At 72.6% G+C, this 20339-nt stretch carries 21 protein-coding genes; 7 read left to right on the top strand and 14 right to left on the bottom strand.

Features of this window, described 5'->3' with window-relative positions; translation table 11 throughout:
- The first annotated feature begins 81 nt into the window (after window positions 1-81).
- Genes K415_RS0115240 through K415_RS0115220 form a run of 5 tightly spaced genes read left to right on the top strand, consistent with a single transcriptional unit; the run spans window position 82 to window position 3670 of the window.
- Window positions 82-1041, top strand: a complete 960-nt coding sequence (locus K415_RS0115240) for a metal ABC transporter solute-binding protein, Zn/Mn family (protein ID WP_024287908.1) — start codon at window positions 82-84, stop codon at window positions 1039-1041.
- On the top strand, window positions 1038-1817 hold the full coding sequence (locus tag K415_RS0115235) for a metal ABC transporter ATP-binding protein (protein ID WP_024287907.1): 780 nt from the start codon (window positions 1038-1040) through the stop codon (window positions 1815-1817). The genes K415_RS0115240 and K415_RS0115235 overlap by 4 nt, the downstream gene beginning before the upstream one ends.
- A complete protein-coding gene (locus K415_RS0115230; protein ID WP_024287906.1) occupies window positions 1814-2743 on the top strand; it encodes a metal ABC transporter permease in 930 nt (309 codons plus the stop codon). The genes K415_RS0115235 and K415_RS0115230 overlap by 4 nt, the downstream gene beginning before the upstream one ends.
- Window positions 2743-3168, top strand: a complete 426-nt coding sequence (locus tag K415_RS0115225) for a Fur family transcriptional regulator (RefSeq protein WP_024287905.1) — start codon at window positions 2743-2745, stop codon at window positions 3166-3168. Before K415_RS0115230 ends, K415_RS0115225 begins: the two co-directional genes overlap by 1 nt.
- Window position 3169: 1 nt before the next feature.
- The gene (locus K415_RS0115220; RefSeq protein ID WP_024287904.1) at window positions 3170-3670 is read left to right on the top strand and encodes a DedA family protein; all 501 of its coding nucleotides are present in this window, start codon (window positions 3170-3172) and stop codon (window positions 3668-3670) included.
- A gap of 61 nt (window positions 3671-3731) precedes the next feature.
- Here the strand turns inward: K415_RS0115220 and K415_RS0115215 are convergent, their stop codons facing one another.
- From K415_RS0115215 to recO, 3 genes are all read right to left on the bottom strand, one after another.
- A complete protein-coding gene (locus tag K415_RS0115215; RefSeq protein WP_024287903.1) occupies window positions 3732-4082 on the bottom strand; it encodes a VOC family protein in 351 nt (116 codons plus the stop codon).
- Between the two features lie 63 nt (window positions 4083-4145).
- On the bottom strand, window positions 4146-4970 hold the full coding sequence (locus tag K415_RS0115210) for an isoprenyl transferase (RefSeq protein ID WP_024287902.1): 825 nt from the start codon (window positions 4968-4970) through the stop codon (window positions 4146-4148).
- Window positions 4970-5701, bottom strand: coding sequence for a DNA repair protein RecO (gene recO / locus K415_RS0115205; protein WP_024287901.1), 732 nt, complete (start codon window positions 5699-5701; stop codon window positions 4970-4972). The genes K415_RS0115210 and recO overlap by 1 nt, the downstream gene beginning before the upstream one ends.
- 287 nt (window positions 5702-5988) lie before the next feature.
- On the opposite strand from recO, the gene rsgA reads away from it, so the two are divergent.
- A complete protein-coding gene (gene rsgA / locus K415_RS22045; RefSeq protein WP_024287900.1) occupies window positions 5989-7200 on the top strand; it encodes a ribosome small subunit-dependent GTPase A in 1212 nt (403 codons plus the stop codon).
- Between the two features lie 54 nt (window positions 7201-7254).
- Here rsgA and leuA read toward each other — a convergent pair whose 3' ends face one another.
- The 8 genes from leuA to K415_RS0115160 all read right to left on the bottom strand — a co-directional run bounded on the left by leuA (window position 7255) and on the right by K415_RS0115160 (window position 16644).
- The gene (leuA, locus tag K415_RS0115195) at window positions 7255-9063 is read right to left on the bottom strand and encodes a 2-isopropylmalate synthase (protein ID WP_024287899.1); all 1809 of its coding nucleotides are present in this window, start codon (window positions 9061-9063) and stop codon (window positions 7255-7257) included.
- Between the two features lie 259 nt (window positions 9064-9322).
- Entirely contained in the window at window positions 9323-10672 is a 1350-nt protein-coding gene (locus K415_RS0115190; protein WP_024287898.1) for a hypothetical protein, read from the bottom strand.
- A 227-nt stretch (window positions 10673-10899) separates the two neighbouring features.
- Window positions 10900-12393 (bottom strand): S9 family peptidase, encoded by a 1494-nt coding sequence (locus K415_RS0115185; protein ID WP_024287897.1) that lies wholly within the window; start codon window positions 12391-12393, stop codon window positions 10900-10902.
- Between the two features lie 86 nt (window positions 12394-12479).
- Window positions 12480-13415 carry a GTPase Era gene (era, locus tag K415_RS0115180; RefSeq protein WP_024287896.1) on the bottom strand — a complete coding sequence of 312 codons (936 nt, stop codon included), beginning with the start codon at window positions 13413-13415 and terminating at the stop codon, window positions 12480-12482.
- Complete coding sequence (locus K415_RS0115175; protein ID WP_024287895.1) at window positions 13412-14704, bottom strand: hemolysin family protein; 1293 nt, start codon at window positions 14702-14704, stop codon at window positions 13412-13414. The genes era and K415_RS0115175 overlap by 4 nt, the downstream gene beginning before the upstream one ends.
- Window positions 14701-15153, bottom strand: a complete 453-nt coding sequence (gene ybeY / locus K415_RS0115170; RefSeq protein WP_024287894.1) for an rRNA maturation RNase YbeY — start codon at window positions 15151-15153, stop codon at window positions 14701-14703. Before ybeY ends, K415_RS0115175 begins: the two co-directional genes overlap by 4 nt.
- A complete protein-coding gene (locus K415_RS0115165; protein WP_024287893.1) occupies window positions 15153-16157 on the bottom strand; it encodes a PhoH family protein in 1005 nt (334 codons plus the stop codon). Before K415_RS0115165 ends, ybeY begins: the two co-directional genes overlap by 1 nt.
- Before the next feature lie 118 nt (window positions 16158-16275).
- Window positions 16276-16644 (bottom strand): HIT domain-containing protein, encoded by a 369-nt coding sequence (locus K415_RS0115160; protein WP_024287892.1) that lies wholly within the window; start codon window positions 16642-16644, stop codon window positions 16276-16278.
- Between the two features lie 78 nt (window positions 16645-16722).
- Here K415_RS0115160 and K415_RS0115155 point away from each other — a divergent pair, with 78 nt between their 5' ends.
- The gene (locus K415_RS0115155) at window positions 16723-17235 is read left to right on the top strand and encodes a Gmad2 immunoglobulin-like domain-containing protein (protein WP_024287891.1); all 513 of its coding nucleotides are present in this window, start codon (window positions 16723-16725) and stop codon (window positions 17233-17235) included.
- Between the two features lie 52 nt (window positions 17236-17287).
- Here the strand turns inward: K415_RS0115155 and K415_RS0115150 are convergent, their stop codons facing one another.
- From K415_RS0115150 to hrcA, 3 genes are read right to left on the bottom strand one after another with little or no spacing between them, the layout of a single operon-like run.
- Complete coding sequence (locus K415_RS0115150) at window positions 17288-18061, bottom strand: 16S rRNA (uracil(1498)-N(3))-methyltransferase (RefSeq protein ID WP_024287890.1); 774 nt, start codon at window positions 18059-18061, stop codon at window positions 17288-17290.
- A gap of 10 nt (window positions 18062-18071) precedes the next feature.
- The gene (gene dnaJ / locus K415_RS0115145; protein ID WP_024287889.1) at window positions 18072-19211 is read right to left on the bottom strand and encodes a molecular chaperone DnaJ; all 1140 of its coding nucleotides are present in this window, start codon (window positions 19209-19211) and stop codon (window positions 18072-18074) included.
- 46 nt (window positions 19212-19257) lie between these two features.
- Window positions 19258-20277 (bottom strand): heat-inducible transcriptional repressor HrcA, encoded by a 1020-nt coding sequence (gene hrcA, locus K415_RS0115140; RefSeq protein WP_024287888.1) that lies wholly within the window; start codon window positions 20275-20277, stop codon window positions 19258-19260.
- Between the last annotated feature and the right edge of the window lie 62 nt (window positions 20278-20339).

Here is a 20339-nt window from a genome sequence, read left to right as displayed (position 1 = left end):
GACGCGGACCGACCCCTCGTCCCGACCGTCCGGAACGCCTCGCTTTGACAATGGTTCTCATTGTTGTTGAGAATGATCCTCATGTTCCTCTCCCGTCGCGCCCCTATCGCCGCCCTGGTCGTGGCCTGCGCCGTCGCCCTGACCGGCTGCTCGGGCGGATCCACCGCCGCCGACCCGGGCGGCGACGCCCTGACGGTGCTCGCGTCCTTCTACCCCCTGCAGTACGTCGTCGAGCAGGTGGGCGGTGACCTGGTCACGGTCAGCTCGCTCACGCCGCCCGGCGCCGAGCCGCACGACCTCGAGCTCTCACCGCGGCAGGTACGCGAGGTCGGGGACGCCGACGTCGTGGTCTACCTGGCTGGTTTCCAGCCGGCTGTGGACGACGCGATCGCCGCCCGTACCCCGCAGAACCTGGTCGACGCCGCCTCGACGGCGGCCGTCGCCGAGCACCTCGCCGAGGCCGACGCCGAGGCCGGCACCGGCGACGGTGATGCGACCGCGGCCGACGACGGGCACGCCCACGCCACCGGGGACCCGCACTTCTGGCTCGACCCGACCCTGTTGGCGGCCGTCGCGGTCGACGTCGCGGCGAGCCTCGGCGAGGCCGACCCGGCCCATGCGGCCGACTTCGCCGCCGGGGCGCGGGCGCTCGGCGCCGACCTGACCGCCCTCGACGAGGAGATCGCTGCCGGACTGGCGAGCTGCGAGCGCCGCGTGATCGTCACGTCGCACGCCGCCTTCGGTTTCCTCGCCGAGCGCTACGACCTGCAGCAGGTCGGCATCTCCGGGCTCGACCCGGAGTCCGAGCCCTCGCCGGCCCGGCTCCGCGAGATCCGCGCCGTGGTGACCGAGTACCAGGTGACGACCCTGTTCACCGAGACGCTCGTCAACCCGAAGGTCGCCGAGACCCTCGCCGGAGACCTGGGAATCACGACCGCCGTCCTCGACCCGGTCGAGAGCCGGGTGGACGACGGCACGGACTACCGTGACGCCATGGACGCGAACCTCGCCGCCCTCCGGCTGGCGTTGGGCTGCGCATGAGCCTCGCACTCCGGGCAGCGGGCCTGCACGTGACCCTCGGCGGCTCACCGATCCTGCACCACGTCGACCTCGCGGTCGCCGAAGGGGAGGTCGTCGCACTCCTCGGCGCCAACGGCTCGGGGAAGTCCACCCTCGTGCGGGCCCTGGTCGGTGTCGTACCCGCGGAACGGGGCTCCGTCGAGCTGCTCGGCCAACCCCTCGGGCGAACCGTCCCGTGGCACCGCATCGGCTACGTGCCGCAGCGGGTGACCGCGGCCACCGGCGTCCCGGCGACCGCGACCGAGGTCGTGATCTCGGGCACGATCCACGGCCGACGGCTGCTGCCACCGCGCGACGCCAGGGCACGCGCCCTCGAGGCGCTGGCGGCCGTCGGACTGGCCGCACGCGCCGACCGCGCGGTCCGCGAGCTGTCCGGCGGGCAGCAGCAGCGCGTGCTCATCGCGCGCGCCCTGGTCCGCAAACCCGACCTCCTGCTGCTCGACGAGCCGGTCGCCGGTGTCGACCTGCCCAGCCAGCAGGTCTTCGCGGGCGCCATGGCCGAGCTCGCCGCAGCCGGCACCACGATCCTGGTCGTGCTGCACGAGCTGGGCGCGCTGGCGCCGCTGGTCAGCCGCGCGGTGGTGCTGCGGCACGGCGCCGTCGTGCACGACGGCGCCCCACCCACACCGCGACCGGAGCACGCCGCACCGGAGCACGAGCACGTGCACCCGCACGAGGGCGACCACGACGACGAGGAGCCCGAGGGCATGACCCCTACGGTGAGGTGGAAGTCGTGACCATCTGGGACGAGCTGGCCGGCATGCTCGGCGACCCGCTCATGCAGCGCGCCCTGCTGGCGGCCCTGCTCGTGGGCCTCGCGGCGCCGGTGATCGGCACCTACCTCGTGCAGCGCCACCTCTCGTTGCTCGGCGACGGCATCGGGCACGTGGCGCTGACGGGCGTCGCGCTCGGATGGCTCGTCGGGAGCTGGATGGGTCTCGCGCCCGACGACGTCCTGGCCGTCCCGGGCGCTGTCGTCGCGGCAGTGGTCGGCTCGGTGGTGATCGAGGTGGTTCGCGAGCGCGGTCGCACGAGCGGCGACGTCGCGCTGGCCCTGCTCTTCTACGGCGGCATCGCCGGCGGTGTCCTGATCATCTCCCAGGCCGGCGGCACGAGCGCCAACCTGATGGGCTACCTGTTCGGCTCGATCTCGACAGTGACGACCGGCGACCTGGCCATGACCGTCGTGCTCTGCCTCCTGGTCCTGGTGGTGGGGGTCGGGCTGCGCACGGCGCTGTTCGCCGTCAGCCACGACGAGGAGTTCGCGCGCGCAGCGGGTCTGCCGGTCCGGGCCCTGAACCTGGCGATCGCCGTCACCGCGGCACTGACCGTGACGGTCGCGATGCGCGTGGTCGGCCTGCTGCTGGTCAGTGCCCTGATGATCGTGCCGGTGGCCGTGGCCCAGCTGGTCACGTCCTCGTTCCGCCGGACCATGAGCACGGCCATGGCCGTCGGTGCCGTGGTGTGCGTCAGCGGTCTGGCCGTGACGTACTGGAAGGACGTCTCCCCCGGCGCGACGATCGTCATCCTGGCGATCACGGTCTACGCCCTGACGGCGGCCGTGCGCCCGCTCATGGCCCGGCGTCCCGGTGCCCATGAGCTCGCGGACCCGCACCCCGAGGTCGCCGACGACGTCGAGCTCATCCGGGGCGGTGGCCGCTGATGCAGCGGATGACGAAGCAGCGCTCCGCGGTGGCCGACGTGCTCGCGGGCGTCGACGACTTCCGCAGCGCCCAGCAGCTGCACGAGCTCCTGCGCGACCGCGGCGAGGGGATCGGGTTGGCGACCGTGTACCGCACCCTGCAGTCGCTGGCCGACGGCGGCGACGTGGACGTGCTGCGCACGGGGGACGGCGAGGCGCTGTACCGCCGCTGCGCCCGGCGCGAGCACCACCACCACCTGGTCTGCCGCCGGTGCGGCGCGACCGTCGAGATCGACGGCCCGACGGTCGAGGCCTGGGCGGAGCGGGTCGGGGCGGCGCACGGGTTCAGCGACATCGAGCACACGATGGAGCTCTCCGGCACCTGCTCGGCGTGCGCCGTCGCACCTGCGCCCCTCGCGGCGCCCTCTCCTGGCGGACGAGGCTGACATGCCGGAGTGGATGGCGGGCTGGCCCTTCCTGCTGGTCTACCTCGCCTTCGTCCTCGGCGCGGGGTGCCGTTCCCAGGCGACCTACTGGACGGGTCGCGGGATCGCCGCCGGGGTGCTGCGCAGCCGTTGGGCGGACCGGTTCGACGGACCGCAGACCCGCCGCGCCACGGCATCGATCGAGCGCTGGGGGATGCCCGTCATCCCGCTGTCCTTCCTGACGGTCGGGTTCCAGACCGCCGTGCACGCCGCGGCCGGCCTGCTCAGGCTCGGCTGGCTCCGGTACACCCTCTGGGCGATCCCCGGCTGGTTCGTCTGGGCACTCGTGTGGGCCGGCGGCGGCATGGCGGCGATCGCCGGTGCAGCCGCCCTCGCTGCCCGCTCGCCCTGGGCGCTGGCCGGGACCTGCGTGCTCGTCGTGGTCGCCGTGGCGGTCCTGGTCCGGCGTGCACGACGTCGCCGCGAGGAACGCGCCGCGGTCGAGGCCCTCGCGCAGCACTGAAGCCGGCGACCCGCCCGCCGCCTGCCGCCCGCCGCCTGCGGGCCTCGGCCGGGAGCCCCGCCTAGTGCTGCTGCGACACGCAGAAGTGGTTGCCCTCCGGGTCCGACAGCACCACCCACGCGAAGCCTGACGTCTCGTGCCGGGCGACCTCGAGGGCGCCATCGCCGAGCAGCCGCTCGACCTCGAGCTCGCGATCGGGCGCGGCGAGGTCGAGGTGGATGCGGTTCTTCCCCGGAGTGGGCTCCGCGACCCGCTGGAAGCCGAGGCGCAGCCCACCGGCAGACGCTTCCACCGTGACGAAGTCGTCCTCGAAGCCCTCGGCCACCTCACCGCCGGTCTGGCGTGCCCACCACTGCGCCAGGGCACGTGGAGACCGTGCGTCGAACGTCACCATCTCGATCCGCATCGTCATGCGTCCGACGCTAGTGCGATGCACCGACGAGCGCTGGGCAACCGGAGGTCGGGCACCCGGAGGTCAGGCACCCGGGACGTCGACCGCCCCGCCGTACCGGCGGTCGCGCCGCGCATAGGTCTCCACCGCGCGCCAGAGGTGACGACGGTCCACGTCCGGCCAGTACTCGTCGAGGAACACCAGCTCGGCGTAGGCGGCCTGCCAGATCATGAAGTTCGAGGTGCGCTGCTCACCGGAGGTCCGCAGGAACAGGTCGACGTCGGGCAGGTCCGGCTCGTCGAGGTAGCGCGCGACGGTGCGCTCGTCGACCCGCTCCGGGTCGAGCCGTCCCGCGGCGACCTCGCGGGCGATCGCCTTCGCGGCGTCGGCGATCTCGGCCCGCCCGCCGTAGTTGACGCACATCGTCAGGGTGCACACGTCATTGCCGCGGGTGAGCTCCTCGGCCGTCTCGAGCTCGGTGATCACCGATCGCCACAGCCGCGGTCGACGGCCGGCCCAACGGACCCGCACGCCCCAGTCGTGCATCGTGTTCCGGCGCCGCCGCAGCACGTCCCGGTTGAAGCCCATCAGGAAGCGGACCTCCTCGGGGGACCGTTTCCAGTTCTCGGTCGAGAACGCGTACGCCGAGACGTGCTTGACGCCGACCTCGATCGCGCCCGCGACGACGTCCAGCAGGGCTGCCTCCCCCGCCGCGTGCCCCGCCGTGCGCGGCAGGCCGCGGGCGTTGGCCCAGCGCCCGTTGCCGTCCATCACGATCGCCACGTGCTGGGGCACGAACTCGAGCGGGATCAGCGGCGCCCGCTCCCCCGACGGGTGCGGTGGCGGGGGCACGACGACGTGCGCCGGGGCTGCTCTGCTGCTCCGGTCGCCGCGCGGTGGCTTGGCCATCAGACCCGCTCGACCATCCGCAGCGAGCGGAGACTGCGCTCGAGGTGGAACTGCAGGAACGCGGCCACCAGGCCGTTCGCCTCCCGGCGGTGCCGCTCGTGGCTCGCGTCCGCCACCGGCCAGTCGCCGCTGATCAGGGCAGCCAGCAGGATGAACGTCTCGGGTGCGGGCGACGCGGCACCCGGCGGGCGGCAGGTCGCGCACACCGCACCGCCCGAACCCACGGCGAAGGCGCGCTGAGGTCCGGGTGCCCCGCACCGGGCGCAGTCGGTGAACGACGGTGCCCAACCCGCGACCGACAGCGAGCGCAGCAGGTACGCGTCGAGGAGCAGACCAGGGTTGTGGGCCCGCTCGGCCAGGGCCCGGATCGCTGCGGTGAGCAGCAGGAACTGCTGGACCGACGGCTCGTGCTCGGCCTCGACCAGGCGGTCGGCGGTCTCCAGCATCGCGGTGCCCGCCGTGTAGAGCGCGTAGTCCGCACAGATCGCCCGGCCGTACGGCCCGAGCGTCTCGACCTGGGTCACGATGTCGAGGCTGCGACCGGTGTACAGCTGCAGGTCGATCACCATGAACGGCTCGAGGCGCGAGCCGAACCGCGAGGAGGTCCGGCGCACGCCCTTGCCGACCGCGCGCACCTTACCGTGGTGGCGGGTCAGCAGGGTGACGATCCGATCGGCCTCACCCAGCTTCTGGGTGCGCAGCACGATCGCCTCGTCGCGGTACAGGCTCACCGGACCATTGTCCCCCGTCGGTCCGACGGTGGAGCACCCGGCGCGCCCGCTCGACGTGCGCGCCGTGCCGCACCACGGCGCAGCTGCGCCGACCGGCTCCAGGATGTCGGCGAAAGCCCGTGACAGGCCGCCCGTACCGCGGATAGCGTCCGACGCACGGGCCCCGTCGGGACCGCCGAGGAGCAGCGAGGAGGTGTCGACCATGACCGTCCCTGTCGTCGTCATGCCATCCCCACCTCCCCCGCCGTCGCGCCCCTGACCGGCGCGGCCCCTCGAAGGGTCCTGACGTGTCCGCACCATCTCTGCCTCCCACCACATCTCCGCCTCCCACCACATCTCCGCACTCCGCCGCCCCGCCGGCCGGCCCCACGCCGTCCGACCCCACGCTGCTCCGGCTGGGCTGGGACACCCGCTGGTCCGCCTGCCTCGCCGAGCTCCTCGGCCTGCCGAAGGGCACGACGGCAGCGCCACCCGACCGCTCCCTCGGCCGGGTCAGTCGCGCCGACCGTGGTGCATGCGACCTCCTGGTCCCGGGCCCCGACGGCCCTGCGACGGTCACGGCCACCTGGAGCCCCGCCCTCGAGCGGGCGGTCGCCGTCGACCCGACGGCGGTCCCGGCCGCGGGCGACTGGGCTCTCCTGGCTGCCGGCACCGGGGCCGACCCTTCCCACCTGACCCTCGAAGCCGTCCTGCCCCGACGCACCTCGGTCGTCCGGGCACAGGTCGGCGGCTCCTCGCGCGCCCAGGTGCTCGCCGCCAACGCGGACATCGCCGCGGTCGTCGAGGGCATGGTTCCCGACCTCGATCCCGGTCGGCTCGAGCGCCTCCTGGCCCTGGCCTGGTCCTCCGGTGCGCGACCCGTCGTGATCCTGACCAAGACGGACCTGGCCGACGATCCCGACCGACTGACCGACGAGGTCACGCTCCTCGCCCCGGGCGTCGAGGTGCTGAGCACGTCCGCTCCCACCGGCCACGGCCTCGGCCCGCTGCACGCCTGGCTGGCCGACGGCGCCACCATCGCCCTGCTGGGCGCCTCCGGCGTCGGCAAGTCCACCCTGCTCAACGCCCTGGTCGCCGGGCCCGGCCTCGACGGCCCGATGGCGACCCGAGCCCTCGGCGCCGTGCACAAGGGGCGGCACACGACAGTGACCCGCGAGCTGCACCTCGGCCCCGACGGCGGCGCCGTCCTGGACACACCGGGGCTCCGGACGATCGGGCTCGCAGCCGAGACCGCGCTCGACGACGTCTTCCCCGAGGTGGAGGACCTCGCCGCACGGTGCCGGTTCAGCGACTGCGAGCACCGGACCGAGCCGGGGTGCGCGGTCCTGGCCGCCGTCGAGTCCGGCGACCTGCCTCAGCGGCGCCTGCTCAGCTACCGCAAGCTGATGCGCGAGGCCGAGCACCAGGCGGCCCGGACGGACGCACGGCTGCGGGCCGAGCTCGCCGGCCGGTGGAAGGAGATCGCGCGCGCTCAGCGCAGCCACGCCAAGCGCCGTTGAGCGGCGTGCCGTCGATCGAGGTCGGCAGCACGCCGCCGCGCAGCTCGGCGTGGTTCAGCGGTGCGCGCGGTTGACCGCAGAGATGATCGCCTTGAAGGACGCCGTCGTGATCGACGGGTCGATCCCGACGCCCCACAGGACCTGGTCACCCACGGCGCACTCGACGTAGGCGGCCGCGCGAGCGTCGCCACCCGTGGACAGGGCGTGCTCGGCGTAGTCGAGGATCTCGACGCGCTGCCCGAGCGTGCCGAGGGCCTGGACGAAGGCGTCGATCGGCCCGCTGCCCTCGCCCTCGAGCGTGCGCAGCACCCCGTTGTCGACGAGGTCGACCGAGAGCCGCTCCGGTCCGTCCTGCGCACTGTCCGTCCGGCTGCCGCGCAGCGCGAACCGTCCCCACGGCTCAAGGTCGCTGTCCGGCTCGACGGGCAGGTACTCGTCGGTGAAGATCCGCCACAGGTCGTCGGCCGTGACCTCCTGGCCGGAGGTGTCCGTGTGCGCCTGGACCGCGTGGGAGAACTCGATCTGAAGCCGCCGTGGCAGGTCAAGGTGGCGTTCGGTCTTCATCAGGTAGGCCATGCCGCCCTTGCCGGACTGCGAGTTGACCCGGATGACGGCCTCGTACGTCCGGCCGACGTCGCGCGGGTCGATCGGCAGGTACGGCACGGCCCAGACGAGCGAGCCGACGTCGGCACCTGCGGCCGTGGCGGTGCCGGCCATCGAGTCGAAACCCTTCTTGATCGCGTCCTGGTGGGAGCCCGAGAACGCGGTGAACACCAGGTCGCCGCCGTACGGGTGTCGCTCCGGGATGGTCATCTGGTTGCAGTACTCCACCGTGCGCCGCACGCGGTCGATGTCGGTGAAGTCGATCTGCGGGTCGACGCCCTGGCTGGCCAGGTTCATGCCGAGCGTGACCAGGCACACGTTGCCGGTCCGCTCGCCGTTGCCGAACAGGCAGCCCTCGATCCGGTCCGCGCCGGCCAGGAAGCCGAGCTCGGCCGCCGCGACGGCCGTGCCGCGGTCGTTGTGCGGGTGCAGGGACAGCACGACGCTCTCGCGGTGGTGCAGGTGCCGGCTCATCCACTCGATCGAGTCCGCGTACACGTTCGGCGTCGCCATCTCGACGGTCGCGGGCAGGTTGATGATGACCTTGCGTTCCGGCGTCGGCTCGAAGACGTCCAGCACCGCGTTGCAGACGCGCGCGGCGAACTCGAGCTCGGTGCCCGTGAAGGACTCCGGCGAGTACTCGTAGCGGACCTCGGTGCCCGGGATGGTCTCCTCGTACTTGCGGCACAGGTGCGCACCGGAGACGGCGAGGTCGACGATGCCGTCCTCGTCGGAGCGAAACACGACCTCGCGCTGCAGGATCGACGTCGAGTTGTACAGGTGCACGATGGCCCGGCGCGCACCGGCGATCGCCTCGTACGTGCGCTCGATCAGGTGCTCGCGGGACTGGGTCAGCACCTGGATGACGACGTCGTCCGGGATGCGCTCCTCCTCGACGAGCATCCGGACGAAGTCGTAGTCGGTCTGCGACGCCGACGGGAAGCCGACCTCGATCTCCTTGTAGCCCAGGTCGACGAGCAGCTCGAACATCCGCAGCTTGCGCTCCGGGTTCATCGGCTCGATCAGGGCCTGGTTGCCGTCACGCAGGTCGACGGCGCACCAGCGCGGGGCCTTGTCGATGCGGCGCTGGGGCCAGGTCCGGTCCGGCAGGTCGACCGAGATCTGTTCGTGGAAGGGGCGGTACCGGCGCACGTTCATGGGCGAGGGCCGCTGGGCGGTGCGGCGCTCGTAGGAGCTCGACGCGGTGGGTGCTGCGGTCTCCGGAGGCGTCGTCGCGGAGCTGTCGGTGCTGGGGTTCATGGCTGGTGTCCTTCGGGTGTGGGGCTGTCAGGGACGACCGGCACACCGACCACCGCGGCGAGGGACCGGTCTGTCAGACCTCACCGCGGCGACGAAGAAGGAGTCCGGACAGCGTCACGCGCACGCCGACACTGTACCCCGACATCGCGGGACAGGCCCAGACCGGCCCGGACAGCACGACGTCCCCGGTCTGGCGGGTGGCCGGACCGGGGACGTTCAGTGCCGTGCTGACAGGCTCAGCCGTGCTGGCAGGCTCAGCTCAGGGAGCGCACCACTCGGTACCGTCCTTGGTCCCGGCGCACGTGTCGCCGAAGCTCTCGTACTCCGAACCCACGGGCGCCTGGCTGTACAGGTCGTCGCAGGCCTGGCCGTCCCCGGCCGCGCACGCGTCCCACAGGGCGTCGAGTGCCGGGTCGTCACCGTAGGTGTTGGCACCGGTCACGGTCGTGGGCACACAGGAGGCGATGCCGTCCGTGGTCCCGCCACAGGTGTCACCGAAGGACTCGTACTCCGACCCGCCCGGGGAGTTCCAGTACAGGTCGTCGCAGGCCTGGCCGTCGCCGCCGGCGCACGCGGTCCACAGCGCGTCGAGCTCGGCGTCGTCACCGAACGTGTTGACGTCCGGCACGGTGACGCCGGCGTCCTCGGCGCAGAACGAGCCGCCGTCGGTCGTCCCGCCACAGGTGTCGCCGAACGTCTCGTACTCCGAGCCGAACGGCGACTGGTTGTACAGGTCGTCGCAGGCCTGACCGTCACCGCCGGCGCAGGCGTCCCACAGGGCGTCGAGCGCGGGGTCGTCCCCGTAGGCCGACGGCTCGTCGGCCGGCGCGTCCACGGCGAACTCCTCGACGCAGTAGGTGCCGCCGTCCGTGCGGTTGCCACAGGTGTCGCCGAACGTCTCGTACTCGGAGTCGGTCGGCGACTCCATGTACAGCTGGTCGCACGCCGCCCAGTCCTCGTCGGCACACCTGTCGTACAGCGAGTCGAGCGCGTCGTCCGAGCCGTACTCGCCGCTCGGGATGGCAGCGCCGATCAGGCCTCTGATGACGAAGAACCCGGCGATGCCGAGCAGCGCGAGGACCCCGACGATGCCGAGGACGATCCACAGCGCCTTCTTGGAGCCCGATCCCGGCGCCGGGGCGCCGGCGGGCGCGAAGCCGTACTGACCGGGGCCCTGCGGGCCGCCAGGTGCTGCCCCGTACCCGGGCGCCTGCGCACCGGCATATCCGGGTGCGGCACCGTAGCCGGGCGTCGGTGCGGGCGCGGCACCGTAGCCGGGCGTCTGGGAACCCGCGTACGGCGGGGCGGTGCCGAAGGCGGGGGTGCCCGACGGCTGGCCACCCTGCCACGGCGGCGCCGCGGGAGTGGTCGGCAGGACGGCTGTCTGCTGGGCGTCCGTGCCGGCCCGGCCGGAGCGGGACGCCAGCATCACGTCGACGGTCGGGTCACCGAGGGTGCCGAGCCACTCGAGGAGGCCGGGGTAGGCCGACGGGTTGCCGGCGACGGCGGCGCGGAGATCGGGTCGCAGCGCCGCGATGTCGGCCAGCACCTCGGCCGGTGTCGTCGGGTCCGCGGCCTGTTGTGCGGTGTAGTTCTGGGGCTCGCTCATCGGCTTACCTGCTCCTCCTGCACCCTCGGGGTGCGATCCGCTCATGTCCGTCTTCGGAGGTCGTCCGACGGTTCCGCCCGGTCTGCGCCGAATCAGCAGACGCTCCCACTTCGAACCGTAGTGGTGACGGGGCTGTCCGTGGGATGCCGTGACCGGGTGACTTCGGCGACGAGCTCACGCCACGACGGCGCTCGTGGACGCCGGGGCGACGACCCTGGCCCCGAGGGTCACCAGAGCGCCGGGAACACACCCCAGTAGGCCAGGTCGCACAGCAGGACGACCGACCCGCCGACGGCGCCGGCCAGCGTCCACCGGCCGGCCTGGGTCCGGGCGGCCGAGAGCGCGCCGAGCCGCCGGCCGTCGAGGATCCGGTACACCAGCACGACGCCGGCCACGACGCTCGCGATCCCGGCGAGCCGCAGCCCGAGCCAGCCACCCTGCACCAGGAGCGGGTTCGTCCGGTAGTTCTGGGCCAGGTTCGCAACCGTGAGCAGGTAGGCGACCAGCGCGACCAGGGTCAGCAGGGACCCGGCTGCCATCGTGACCAGCGGGCCGCGGACGTCGTCGGCCAGGCTGGCCTCCCGCCGACCCCTGACCCGGCGGACGAGCCACAGGACCGGCCCGACGAGCAGGGCGAGGATCGACCCGGCCAGCCCAGCGACGATCAGGTCACCCTCGGCGAACCATCGTGGTCGCTCCACAGGTGCCGCGACGAACCGCTGGTAGGGCTCGGCTCCGGCGACCCGTGGCTCGGCGTGGCCGGAGTCGGGCAGGGCCTGGATCCACGCACTCAGGTCACGCGCGAACTCCGGGACCAGCACGTGGTCGACCCTGATCCCGTGGTCGGCACCCTCGTAGTACCGGACGGTGTGGTCCGGGTTGCCCGCCGTGGTCAGGTCCTCGACCACCTGGAGCGCACCCTGCACCGTCGGCATGGCCGCGTCACCCGTGCCGTAGACCACCAGGACGGGCTGACGCATGCGCTGCTGGAAGGACCGGACGTCGAACATCCCGTAGGCGAACCCACCACCGGGGAACTCCATGCCGACGAAGCGCGGGATGGACCGCAGCAGCTCGACCGGCACACCGATGTTGCGCAGGTAGGAGTCGACCGCGAACGCCGCCTGCTGCCTCGGCGGGACCACCGGGGACGCCACCAGGACGACGAAGCCGACGGCGGGGTTGTCCGCCGCCATGACCGGCACGATCCAGCCGCCCTCGCTCTCCCCGTACACGCCGACCAGATCGGGGTCGACGCCGGGCAGACCCCGCAGGAGCATCACGCTGCGCAGGTAGTCGTTGGCCATCGCGATGTAGTCGCGGTCCCGCGTGGAGTAGGTGTCGAGCCGCTTGTTCGGGACCATCGTGACCACACCCGCGCTCGCCAGGCTCTCGGCCTGGGCGAGGAACGCCGTGTCGTACCGGCCCGTGCCTGCGCCGTGCACGAACACGATGCCGGGCCGGAGCCCCTCGGCACCGACCGGCTCACTGATCCGCGCCTCGATCTGCGCGCCGGCGAGCTCGACCGTCACGATCGAGGTCACGACCTCGTAGGTGCCGATCGGGTCGGTCTGCTCGGCAGCGCCGATCGACGTGTCCGGCGTCTCGACGTCGATCGTCTCGGTCATCGGCACCGGATCCCAGCCCGGTCCGGAGATCGCGCCCAGCAGGCCGAGACCGACCACGGCTGCGGCGCTGGTCAGGACGATCCGGTAGCGCACGGGCGGAGTCTAGCCACTGGCGCAGCCCGGACGGTCGAACCCGCCCGGGCGCCGCTCCGCCGGTGGCGTCGCGCGCCGCCCCGCGGTCAGAACCCGAGGCGACGCAGCTGCTTGGGGTCGCGCTGCCAGTCCTTGGCCACCTTCACGTGCAGATCGAGGTACACCCGTGCACCGAGCAGCGCCTCGATCCCCTGCCGGGCCTTGCTCCCGACGTCACGCAGCCGGGCGCCGCCCTTGCCGATCACGATGGCCTTCTGGCTGTCCCGCTCGACGAAGAGCTGGACCCGGACGTCGAGGAACGGCGGCTCACCGTCCGACCCGTCGCGGCCAGGACGCGGGGTGATCTCGTCCACGACGACGGCGAGCGAGTGCGGCAGCTCGTCGTGCACACCTTCGAGCGCGGCCTCACGGACGAGCTCGGCGACCATCACGGCCTCCGGCTCGTCGGTGAGCTCACCGTCCGGGTAGAGCGCAGGTCCCGGCGACAGGTGGCCGACGAGGATGTCGATGAGCGTGTCGACCTGGTAGCCGTCGACAGCACTGACCGGGACGACGTCGGCCCAGTCGCCCAGGGCAGCGATGGCCATGAGGTGCTCGGCGAGCCGTCCCCGCGGAACCAGGTCGGACTTCGTCGCGACCGCGACGACCGGCGTGCGCTCACCGTCCCGGCCCAGCTCGGAGAGCTGTTGGGCGATGTAGCGGTCCCCCGGCCCGACGCGCTGGTCGGCCGGCATGCAGAAGACGACGACGTCGACCTCGGTGAGCGTGCCGCGCACCAGGTCGTTGAGACGCTCGCCCAGCAGGGTGCGCGGGCGGTGCAGGCCGGGGGTGTCCACCAGGACCAGCTGCGCGTCCGGCCGGTGCACGATGCCGCGGATGACGTGGCGGGTCGTCTGCGGCCGGCCCGAGGTGATGGCGACCTTCTGGCCGACCAGGGCGTTGGTCAGCGTCGACTTGCCGGCGTTGGGACGCCCGACGACGCAGACGAAACCCGAGCGGAAGGGTTCCGGCGAGGCGGTCATCGGTGTGCTCCTTGTTCGGACGACGTGTGGGGGGTCGGCTCGGGTCGGTCGGGGTCGGACGTTCGTCGTACCAGGACGGTCGAGACCTGCTTGCGTCGGCCCTCGACCCGGTCGGCGACGAGCTCGAGCCCGCCGACCTCCGCGCGCGACCCGGCGAGCGGGACCTTGCCGATCACCTTGGCCAGGAGACCGCCGACGGTGTCGACGTCGTCGTCGACGACCACGACCTCGAAGAGCTCGCCGAGCTCGTCGAGCGGGAGCCGCGACGGCACCCGCAGCGTCCCGTCGCCCAGGTCCTCGACCTCGGGGCCCGAGTGGTCGTGCTCGTCGGTCAGCTCGCCGACGATCTCCTCGAGCGCGTCCTCGATCGTGACGAGCCCGGCGATCCCGCCGAACTCGTCCACGACCATCGCCATGTGGAACGCGCCCTTCTGCATCTCGCGCAGCAGGTCGTCGACCGGCTTCGACTCCGGGACGAAGACCGGTGGACGGACCAGTGCGTCGACCGGCTCGACGTCGGACTCCGGTGCGGTGTGCCGGTGGCGGACGACGTCCTTGAGGTAGAGCACGCCGATCAGGTCGTCGACCGACTCGCCGACGACGGGCACCCTCGAGTAGCCCGAGCGAAGGAAGAGCGACAGCGCCTTGCGCAGCGGCGTCCCGCTGGGCAGCGTGATCATCTCGGTGCGTGGCACCATCACGGCCCTCGTGATCGTCTCGCCGAGCTCGAGGACGGACCTGAACATCTCGCGCTCGTCGTCCTCGATGTGGTCGGACTCGCTCACCCGGTCGACCATCTCGCGGATCTCGTCGTCGGTGAGCTCGTGCTGGTCGGTGGCGGCACCGGTGGCGAGGTGCAGCGGTGCGGTCAGGGACCGTGCCCCGAGCACCAGGGCCGACGTCACGAGCAGCGTGCCGACGGGATGGCGTCGGCCGAACGTGCGCGGGCCGAGCCGGACGACTGTCAGGCCGACGGCTGCGACCAGGACGAACGACGCCAGGGCGCCCTGCCACCAGCGCGGCCAGAGGGCACCGAGCGCGACTGTCACGCAGACGGCCGCAAGACCTTCGGCGACGACCCGGACCGTCCCTGCGGCTGCGGCGGCAGGTCGGGGGTCGGTCATGATCCGCCGTGCGCGACGGGCGCTGGGCAGCGTCGAGCCACCGAGCTCGGCCAGTGCCGACCGTCCCAGACGCAGGACGGCGGTCTCGCCTGCGCTCAGCAGCGCGGCGAGGACGATCGCGAGCAGGGCGATCGCTGCGAGCGTTCCGCTGGGGGCGCCGGTCATCGACCGGCGAGGAAGGTGAGCAGGAGCCGACGCTGCAGCGCGAACATCTCCTTCTCCTCCTCGGGCTCGGCGTGATCGAAGCCGAGCAGGTGCAGGATCCCGTGCGTCGTCAGGAGCAGCAGCTCCTCGGTGGTCGAGTGCCCTGCCTCGATCGCCTGCCGGGCGGCGACCTCAGGGCAGAGCACGACGTCGCCGAGCAGGCCGGGTGGTGACGGCTCGGTCTCCGAGCCGGGCCGCAGCTCGTCCATCGGGAAGGACAGCACGTCGGTCGGGCCGGGCTCGTCCATCCACTGCACGTGCAGCTCGGCCATCACCTCGCTGGTCACGAGCAGGATCGACAGCTCGGTCTGCGGGTGGACGTTCATCGCATCCAGGACGTGCCGACCCAGGGCCGCGAACTCCGCCTCGTCGACCGGGTGACCGGACTCGTTGTTGACCTCGATGCTCATCAGGCGCTCCCCCGTCGGCGGTCCCACATCGCGTAGGCGTCGATGATGTCACCGACGAGCCGGTGGCGGACGACGTCCTCCGAGGTCAGCTGGCAGAACTGGACGTCGTCGACGCCGCCGAGGATGCCCTCGACGACGCGCAGCCCGGACGCCGTACCGCCCGGCAGGTCGACCTGGGTGACGTCGCCCGTGACGACCATCCGCGAGCCGAAGCCCAGCCGGGTCAGGAACATCTTCATCTGCTCGGCCGAGGTGTTCTGCGCCTCGTCGAGGATGATGAAGGCGTCGTTGAGGCTGCGACCACGCATGTACGCGAGCGGCGCGACCTCGATGGTCCCCATCTCGATCAGCCGTGGGATCGAGTCGGGGTCGACCATGTCGTGCAGGGCGTCGTACAGCGGGCGCAGGTACGGGTCGATCTTCTCGCTCAGGGTGCCGGGCAGGAACCCGAGCCGCTCCCCCGCCTCGACAGCCGGCCTGGTGAGCACGATCCGGTTGACCTGCTTGGCCTGCAGCGACTGGACCGCCTTGGCCATCGCGAGATACGTCTTGCCGGTGCCGGCCGGGCCGATGCCGAAGGTGATCGTGTGCCGGTCGATCGCGTCGACGTATGCCTTCTGACCGACCGTCTTGGGCCGGATGGTCCGACCGCGGCTGGACAGGATGTCGTGGGTCAGGACCTCGGCCGGATGGCTGACCGTCGCCGCACTGAGCATCCGGACCGCCCGACCGACGACGTCCGCGGTCAGCGGGGTTCCGCTCGCTGCGACCTCGAGCAGCTCGTCGACGAGACGCGAGACGAGGGCGACGTCCGCCGGCGGGCCCTGGATCGTGATCTGGTCGCCCCGGGCGTGGATGCCGATCGACGGGAAGCCGTCCTCGAGCGCACGCAGGATCTCGTCGCCCGGTCCGAGCAGGGCAACCGCAGGGACGTGCGTCGGGACCACGATCCGGTGCTCGACGTCGGCCGGGTCACGTGGCCTGCGCGCGGGTGTCTCTGCCATGGGAAGGGCTGCGGGCCCGGACTCTCCTCGTCGCACGGATGCTGGTCCGCCGTTGACCACGGCGGGGTCCCCATCGTACCGAGGTCCGGTCGGCTGGTCCGCTCCACGGGCCGATCCGTCAGCCGGGCGACCAGCCCAGGCGTGCCCCGGCCAGCAGGTGGGCGTGCACGTGGAAGACGGACTGACCTGCGTCGACGCCCGTGTTGAACACGAGCCGGAACTGCCCGTCCGCCTCGGACTGCGCGACCTCGTGCGCGAGCCTGACGAGATCGGCCAGGAGTGCCGGGTCGGCGGCGGCCAGCTGCGCGATGTCGGCGTGGTGGTCGCGCGGCACCACGAGGACGTGCAGCGGAGCCTTCGGGGCGATGTCCCGGAAGGCCACGACCCGCGGAGTGCTCGCGACGATCGTCGCCGGCAGGTCGCCCGCGACGATCCGGCAGAAGAGGCAGTCGGGTGCTGTCACGGGCGTGAGGTCCGACGTCGACATACGGCCAGGCTAGTGCTGACCTGGCGGTCCGTCCTGCAAAGATGGCGATGGAACGCTCGACCGACGGATGGAGACCCGATGCGCACCCCCGACACCCGGACCGGACTGCGTGCCCTGGCGCTCGGCGGCAGCCTGATGCTGCTCGCCGCATGCCAGACCAGCACCGACCCGGCCGACGGCGCAGGGTCCCCGACGACAGCCGAGGCCTCGGCCGAGCCGACCGCCGCGCCCGAGGCCACCGAGCCTGCCCCGCAGGAGACGGCCGCGGAACCCGCCGTCAACGGCCCCAACTCGATCACGTCACCGCGCGACGGCCAGACGGTCACCGGTCCCGCGGTGACGGTCACCGGCGAGGGGACGGCCTTCGAGGCGACCCTGAGCTACGCCGTGCTGGTCGGCGGCACCGAGGACGTCGTGCTCGAGGGCTTCACGACGGCCGGCGCCAACGGCGAGGTCGGCCCGTACAGCTTCGACGTCGACCTCGAGCCCGGCGCGTACACCGTGCGGGTGTGGGAGCCGGACATGTCCGACGGCGAGGGCGCGGCCGGTCCGTACCTCAACCTCGTCGAGATCGACATCACCGTCGCCTGACGGCGCGCTCAGGACCTGTGGGTCGCGGCCGGACGGGTCACGAGAGGACCGGTCAGGACCAACGGCCGAGGCGCTCGGCGACCAGCGCGACAGCAACGGGACCCGCTGTCGAGGTGCGCAGCACGTGCGGGCCCAGCCGCACCGAGACGGCCCCCGCCCCGACCAGCAGCTCGAGCTCGTCCTGCGAGATCCCGCCCTCCGGACCGACCACGAGCAGCACTGCCGGCGTGCCGGGCACGTCGGCGGCGGGCAGCGGCACGGTCGCGAGCGGCTGGGCGGCCTCCTCGTGCAGCACGACGGCCAGCCCGCCGGCCGCCACGACGCTGCGCACGAGTGCCTCGAGCCCCCGGCCGTCGACCGGCTCGGCGACGTCGGGGACCCACGCGCGTCGGGACTGCTTCGCCGCCTCACGGACCGTGGCCCTCCACTTGGCCCGGCTCTTGGCCGCGCGCTCGCCGCGCCACACCACGACCGACCGGGAGGCCTGCCACGGGACGACGGCGTCGACCCCGACCTCGGTCGCCGCCTCGATCGCGAGCTCGTCCCGATCGCCCTTGGCGAGTGCCTGGGCCAGGACGATCCGCACGGTCGGCGCCGGCTCGTCGTGCCGCTCGGCGACGGTCAGCACGAGCCGCCCCGGCTCGACGTCTGCGATCGTGCAGCTCAGCCGCACGCCGGCGCCGTCGACGACATCGACACGTTCACCTGCTCGGCGTCGCTGGACGACGCCCGCGTGCCGGGCCTCGGCGCCCTCGAGGACGTAGCTGGAACCGGCGCCGTGCCCGTCGAGCAGGCCTGGTCCGGCCAGGAAGACGGGTGCGCTCACCGGAGGACCGTCACCGGCCGGAGAGCTTGTCGCGCAGCTTGGAGAACACGCCGGGGTGGGCGGGCGCGAGCCTCGAGGCAGGTCGCTCCTCGCCCCGCAGGGCGGCGAGCTCGCGGAGCACGCGCTCCTGCTCCGCGTCCAGCGTCGTCGGCACCTGGACGTCGATGTGGACGTGCAGGTCGCCGCGACCACCGACGTGCAGGTGGCCGATCCCGAGGCCGCGTTCGACGATGACGTCGCCCGGCTGGGTGCCCGGCCGGATGTCGACCTCGCGGACCCCGTCGAGGGTCTCGAGCTCGGCGAGGGTGCCGAGGGCGGCCGCGGTCATCGGGATCTCGAGCGTGCAGTGCAGGTCGTCGCCCCGCCGCACGAAGATCTCGTGGTTGCGCTCGCGGACCTCGAGGTAGACGTCGCCGGCCGGGCCGCCGGCCGGGCCGACCTCGCCCTGTCCGGTGAGCTTGATCCGGGTCCCGGTGTCGACGCCCGCCGGTACGTCGACGCTCAACGTCCGCCGGCTGCGGACCCGGCCCTCGCCGGAGCACTCGGGGCACGGCTCGGGGATGACCGTGCCGAAGCCGTGGCACGCGGCGCACGGGCTCGAGGTCATGACCTGGCCCAGGAAGGAGCGCGCGACCCGCTGGACGACGCCGCGCCCGCCGCAGACGTCACACGTGCGCGGCGACGTCCCGGGGCGGCAGCAGCTGCCCTGGCACGTACCGCACACCACAGCCGTGTCGACCTGCACGTCGCGGTGGACGCCGAAGGCCGCCTCGGCCAGGTCGAGGTCGAGCCGGACGAGCGCGTCCTGGCCGCGTCGGGCACGGGGCACCGGACCGCGCTGGGCGCCACCACCCTGGCCGGCACCGAAGAAGGTCTCGAAGATGTCCTGGAAGCCGAAGCCCGCGCCGAACCCGCCCGCAGCGCCGCCGCCCGGCGCGGTCGGGTCGACCCCGCGGTCGTACATCTGGCGCTTCTCGGGGTTCGACAGCACCTCGTAGGCGCGCGAGACGTCCTTGAAGCGGTCCTCGGCACCGTCGCCCGACGCGACGTCCGGGTGGTGCTCGCGGGCGCGCTTGCGGTACGCCTTCTTGATCTCGTCCTGCGTGGCGTCATGGCTCACGCCGAGGATGTCGTAGAAGTTGCTGCTCACTGATCACTCTCTGCGGTGGCGTACGGGCTGCGGTCTGCGGTGCGGGTCATCCGGCCAGGATCCTGGACAGGTACCGGGCGACCGCCCGGACCGAGGCGATCGTCCCGGCGTAGTCCATCCGGGTGGGTCCGAGCGAACCGATGCGGGCGACCGGCTCGCTCTGCGATCCGTAGCCCGCCGCGACGAACGACGTCTCGGCGAGTCCGGCGTGCTGGTTCTCCCGGCCGATCCGGACCGTGAAGCCGGCCGAGTCCTCGGCCATCTCCGACAGCAGGCGAAGCAGGACGACCTGCTCCTCGAGCGCCTCGAGGACCGGACGGATGGTCTGGGTGAAGTCCGTCCCGCTCCGGGCGAGGTTCGCGGTCCCGGCCAGCACGATGCGCTCCTCGGTGGCCTCCGCGAGCGTGTCCTCGACCACGTGCACGACGCGCTGGACCAGCGGTTGGTCCACGACGGCGAACCCGGTGGCCATCTCCTCGAGCGGCTCGGGCAGGTCGATCAGGCGCCGGCCCGCGACTGTCGCGTTGAGCCGCGCGCGGAGCTCCGGGACGATGTGGTCGGGCACCGGGTCGTCGAGCTCGAGGACACGCTGCTCGACCCGGCCGTTGTCCGTGATGATCACCACGAGCAGCCGGGTCTCACCGACGGGCACGAGCTCGAGGTGGCGCAGCGCCGACCGGCGCAGCGACGGGTACTGCACGACGGCGACCTGCTGGGTGAGCTGGGCGAGCAGGCGAACGGCTCGGTCCACGACGTCGTCGAGGTCGACAGCGTCCTCCAGGAAGACCTGGATCGCCTTGCGCTCCGGCGCGGACAACGGCTTGATCGTCGAGAGCTTGTCGACGAAGAGGCGATAGCCCCTGTCGGTCGGGACGCGCCCGGCCGAGGTGTGCGGCTGGGCGATGTACCCGGCCTCCTCGAGCGCTGCCATGTCGTTGCGGATCGTCGCGGGTGAGACGCCGAGCCCGTGCCGCTCCACGAGGACGCGTGAACCGACCGGCTCGTGGGTCTGGACGTAGTCCTCGACGATCGCGCGCAGGACATCGAGCCGTCGGTCGTCGCTCATGGCACCTCCTGTCCGGCGATGGGGTCCTCGTCCACGGACGTAGCACTCCGGGGATCCGAGTG

Source organism: Cellulomonas sp. KRMCY2, assembly GCF_000526515.1.
Classification (GTDB): domain Bacteria; phylum Actinomycetota; class Actinomycetes; order Actinomycetales; family Cellulomonadaceae; genus Actinotalea.
This window is presented reverse-complemented; position numbering and strand designations above follow the sequence as displayed.

Coding starts and splice junctions, on each gene's coding strand:
- K415_RS0115240 (WP_024287908.1), top strand. CDS start 82: ATGTTCCTCTCCCGTCGCGCCCCTATCGCCGCCCTGGTCGTGGCCTGC.
- K415_RS0115235 (WP_024287907.1), top strand. CDS start 1,038: ATGAGCCTCGCACTCCGGGCAGCGGGCCTGCACGTGACCCTCGGCGGC.
- K415_RS0115225 (WP_024287905.1), top strand. CDS start 2,743: ATGCAGCGGATGACGAAGCAGCGCTCCGCGGTGGCCGACGTGCTCGCG.
- K415_RS0115220 (WP_024287904.1), top strand. CDS start 3,170: ATGCCGGAGTGGATGGCGGGCTGGCCCTTCCTGCTGGTCTACCTCGCC.
- K415_RS0115215 (WP_024287903.1), bottom strand. CDS start 4,082: ATGACGATGCGGATCGAGATGGTGACGTTCGACGCACGGTCTCCACGT.
- K415_RS0115210 (WP_024287902.1), bottom strand. CDS start 4,970: ATGGCCAAGCCACCGCGCGGCGACCGGAGCAGCAGAGCAGCCCCGGCG.
- leuA (WP_024287899.1), bottom strand. CDS start 9,063: ATGAACCCCAGCACCGACAGCTCCGCGACGACGCCTCCGGAGACCGCA.
- K415_RS0115190 (WP_024287898.1), bottom strand. CDS start 10,672: ATGAGCGAGCCCCAGAACTACACCGCACAACAGGCCGCGGACCCGACG.
- era (WP_024287896.1), bottom strand. CDS start 13,415: ATGACCGCCTCGCCGGAACCCTTCCGCTCGGGTTTCGTCTGCGTCGTC.
- K415_RS0115175 (WP_024287895.1), bottom strand. CDS start 14,704: ATGACCGGCGCCCCCAGCGGAACGCTCGCAGCGATCGCCCTGCTCGCG.
- ybeY (WP_024287894.1), bottom strand. CDS start 15,153: ATGAGCATCGAGGTCAACAACGAGTCCGGTCACCCGGTCGACGAGGCG.
- K415_RS0115165 (WP_024287893.1), bottom strand. CDS start 16,157: ATGGCAGAGACACCCGCGCGCAGGCCACGTGACCCGGCCGACGTCGAG.
- K415_RS0115160 (WP_024287892.1), bottom strand. CDS start 16,644: ATGTCGACGTCGGACCTCACGCCCGTGACAGCACCCGACTGCCTCTTC.
- K415_RS0115155 (WP_024287891.1), top strand. CDS start 16,723: ATGCGCACCCCCGACACCCGGACCGGACTGCGTGCCCTGGCGCTCGGC.
- hrcA (WP_024287888.1), bottom strand. CDS start 20,277: ATGAGCGACGACCGACGGCTCGATGTCCTGCGCGCGATCGTCGAGGAC.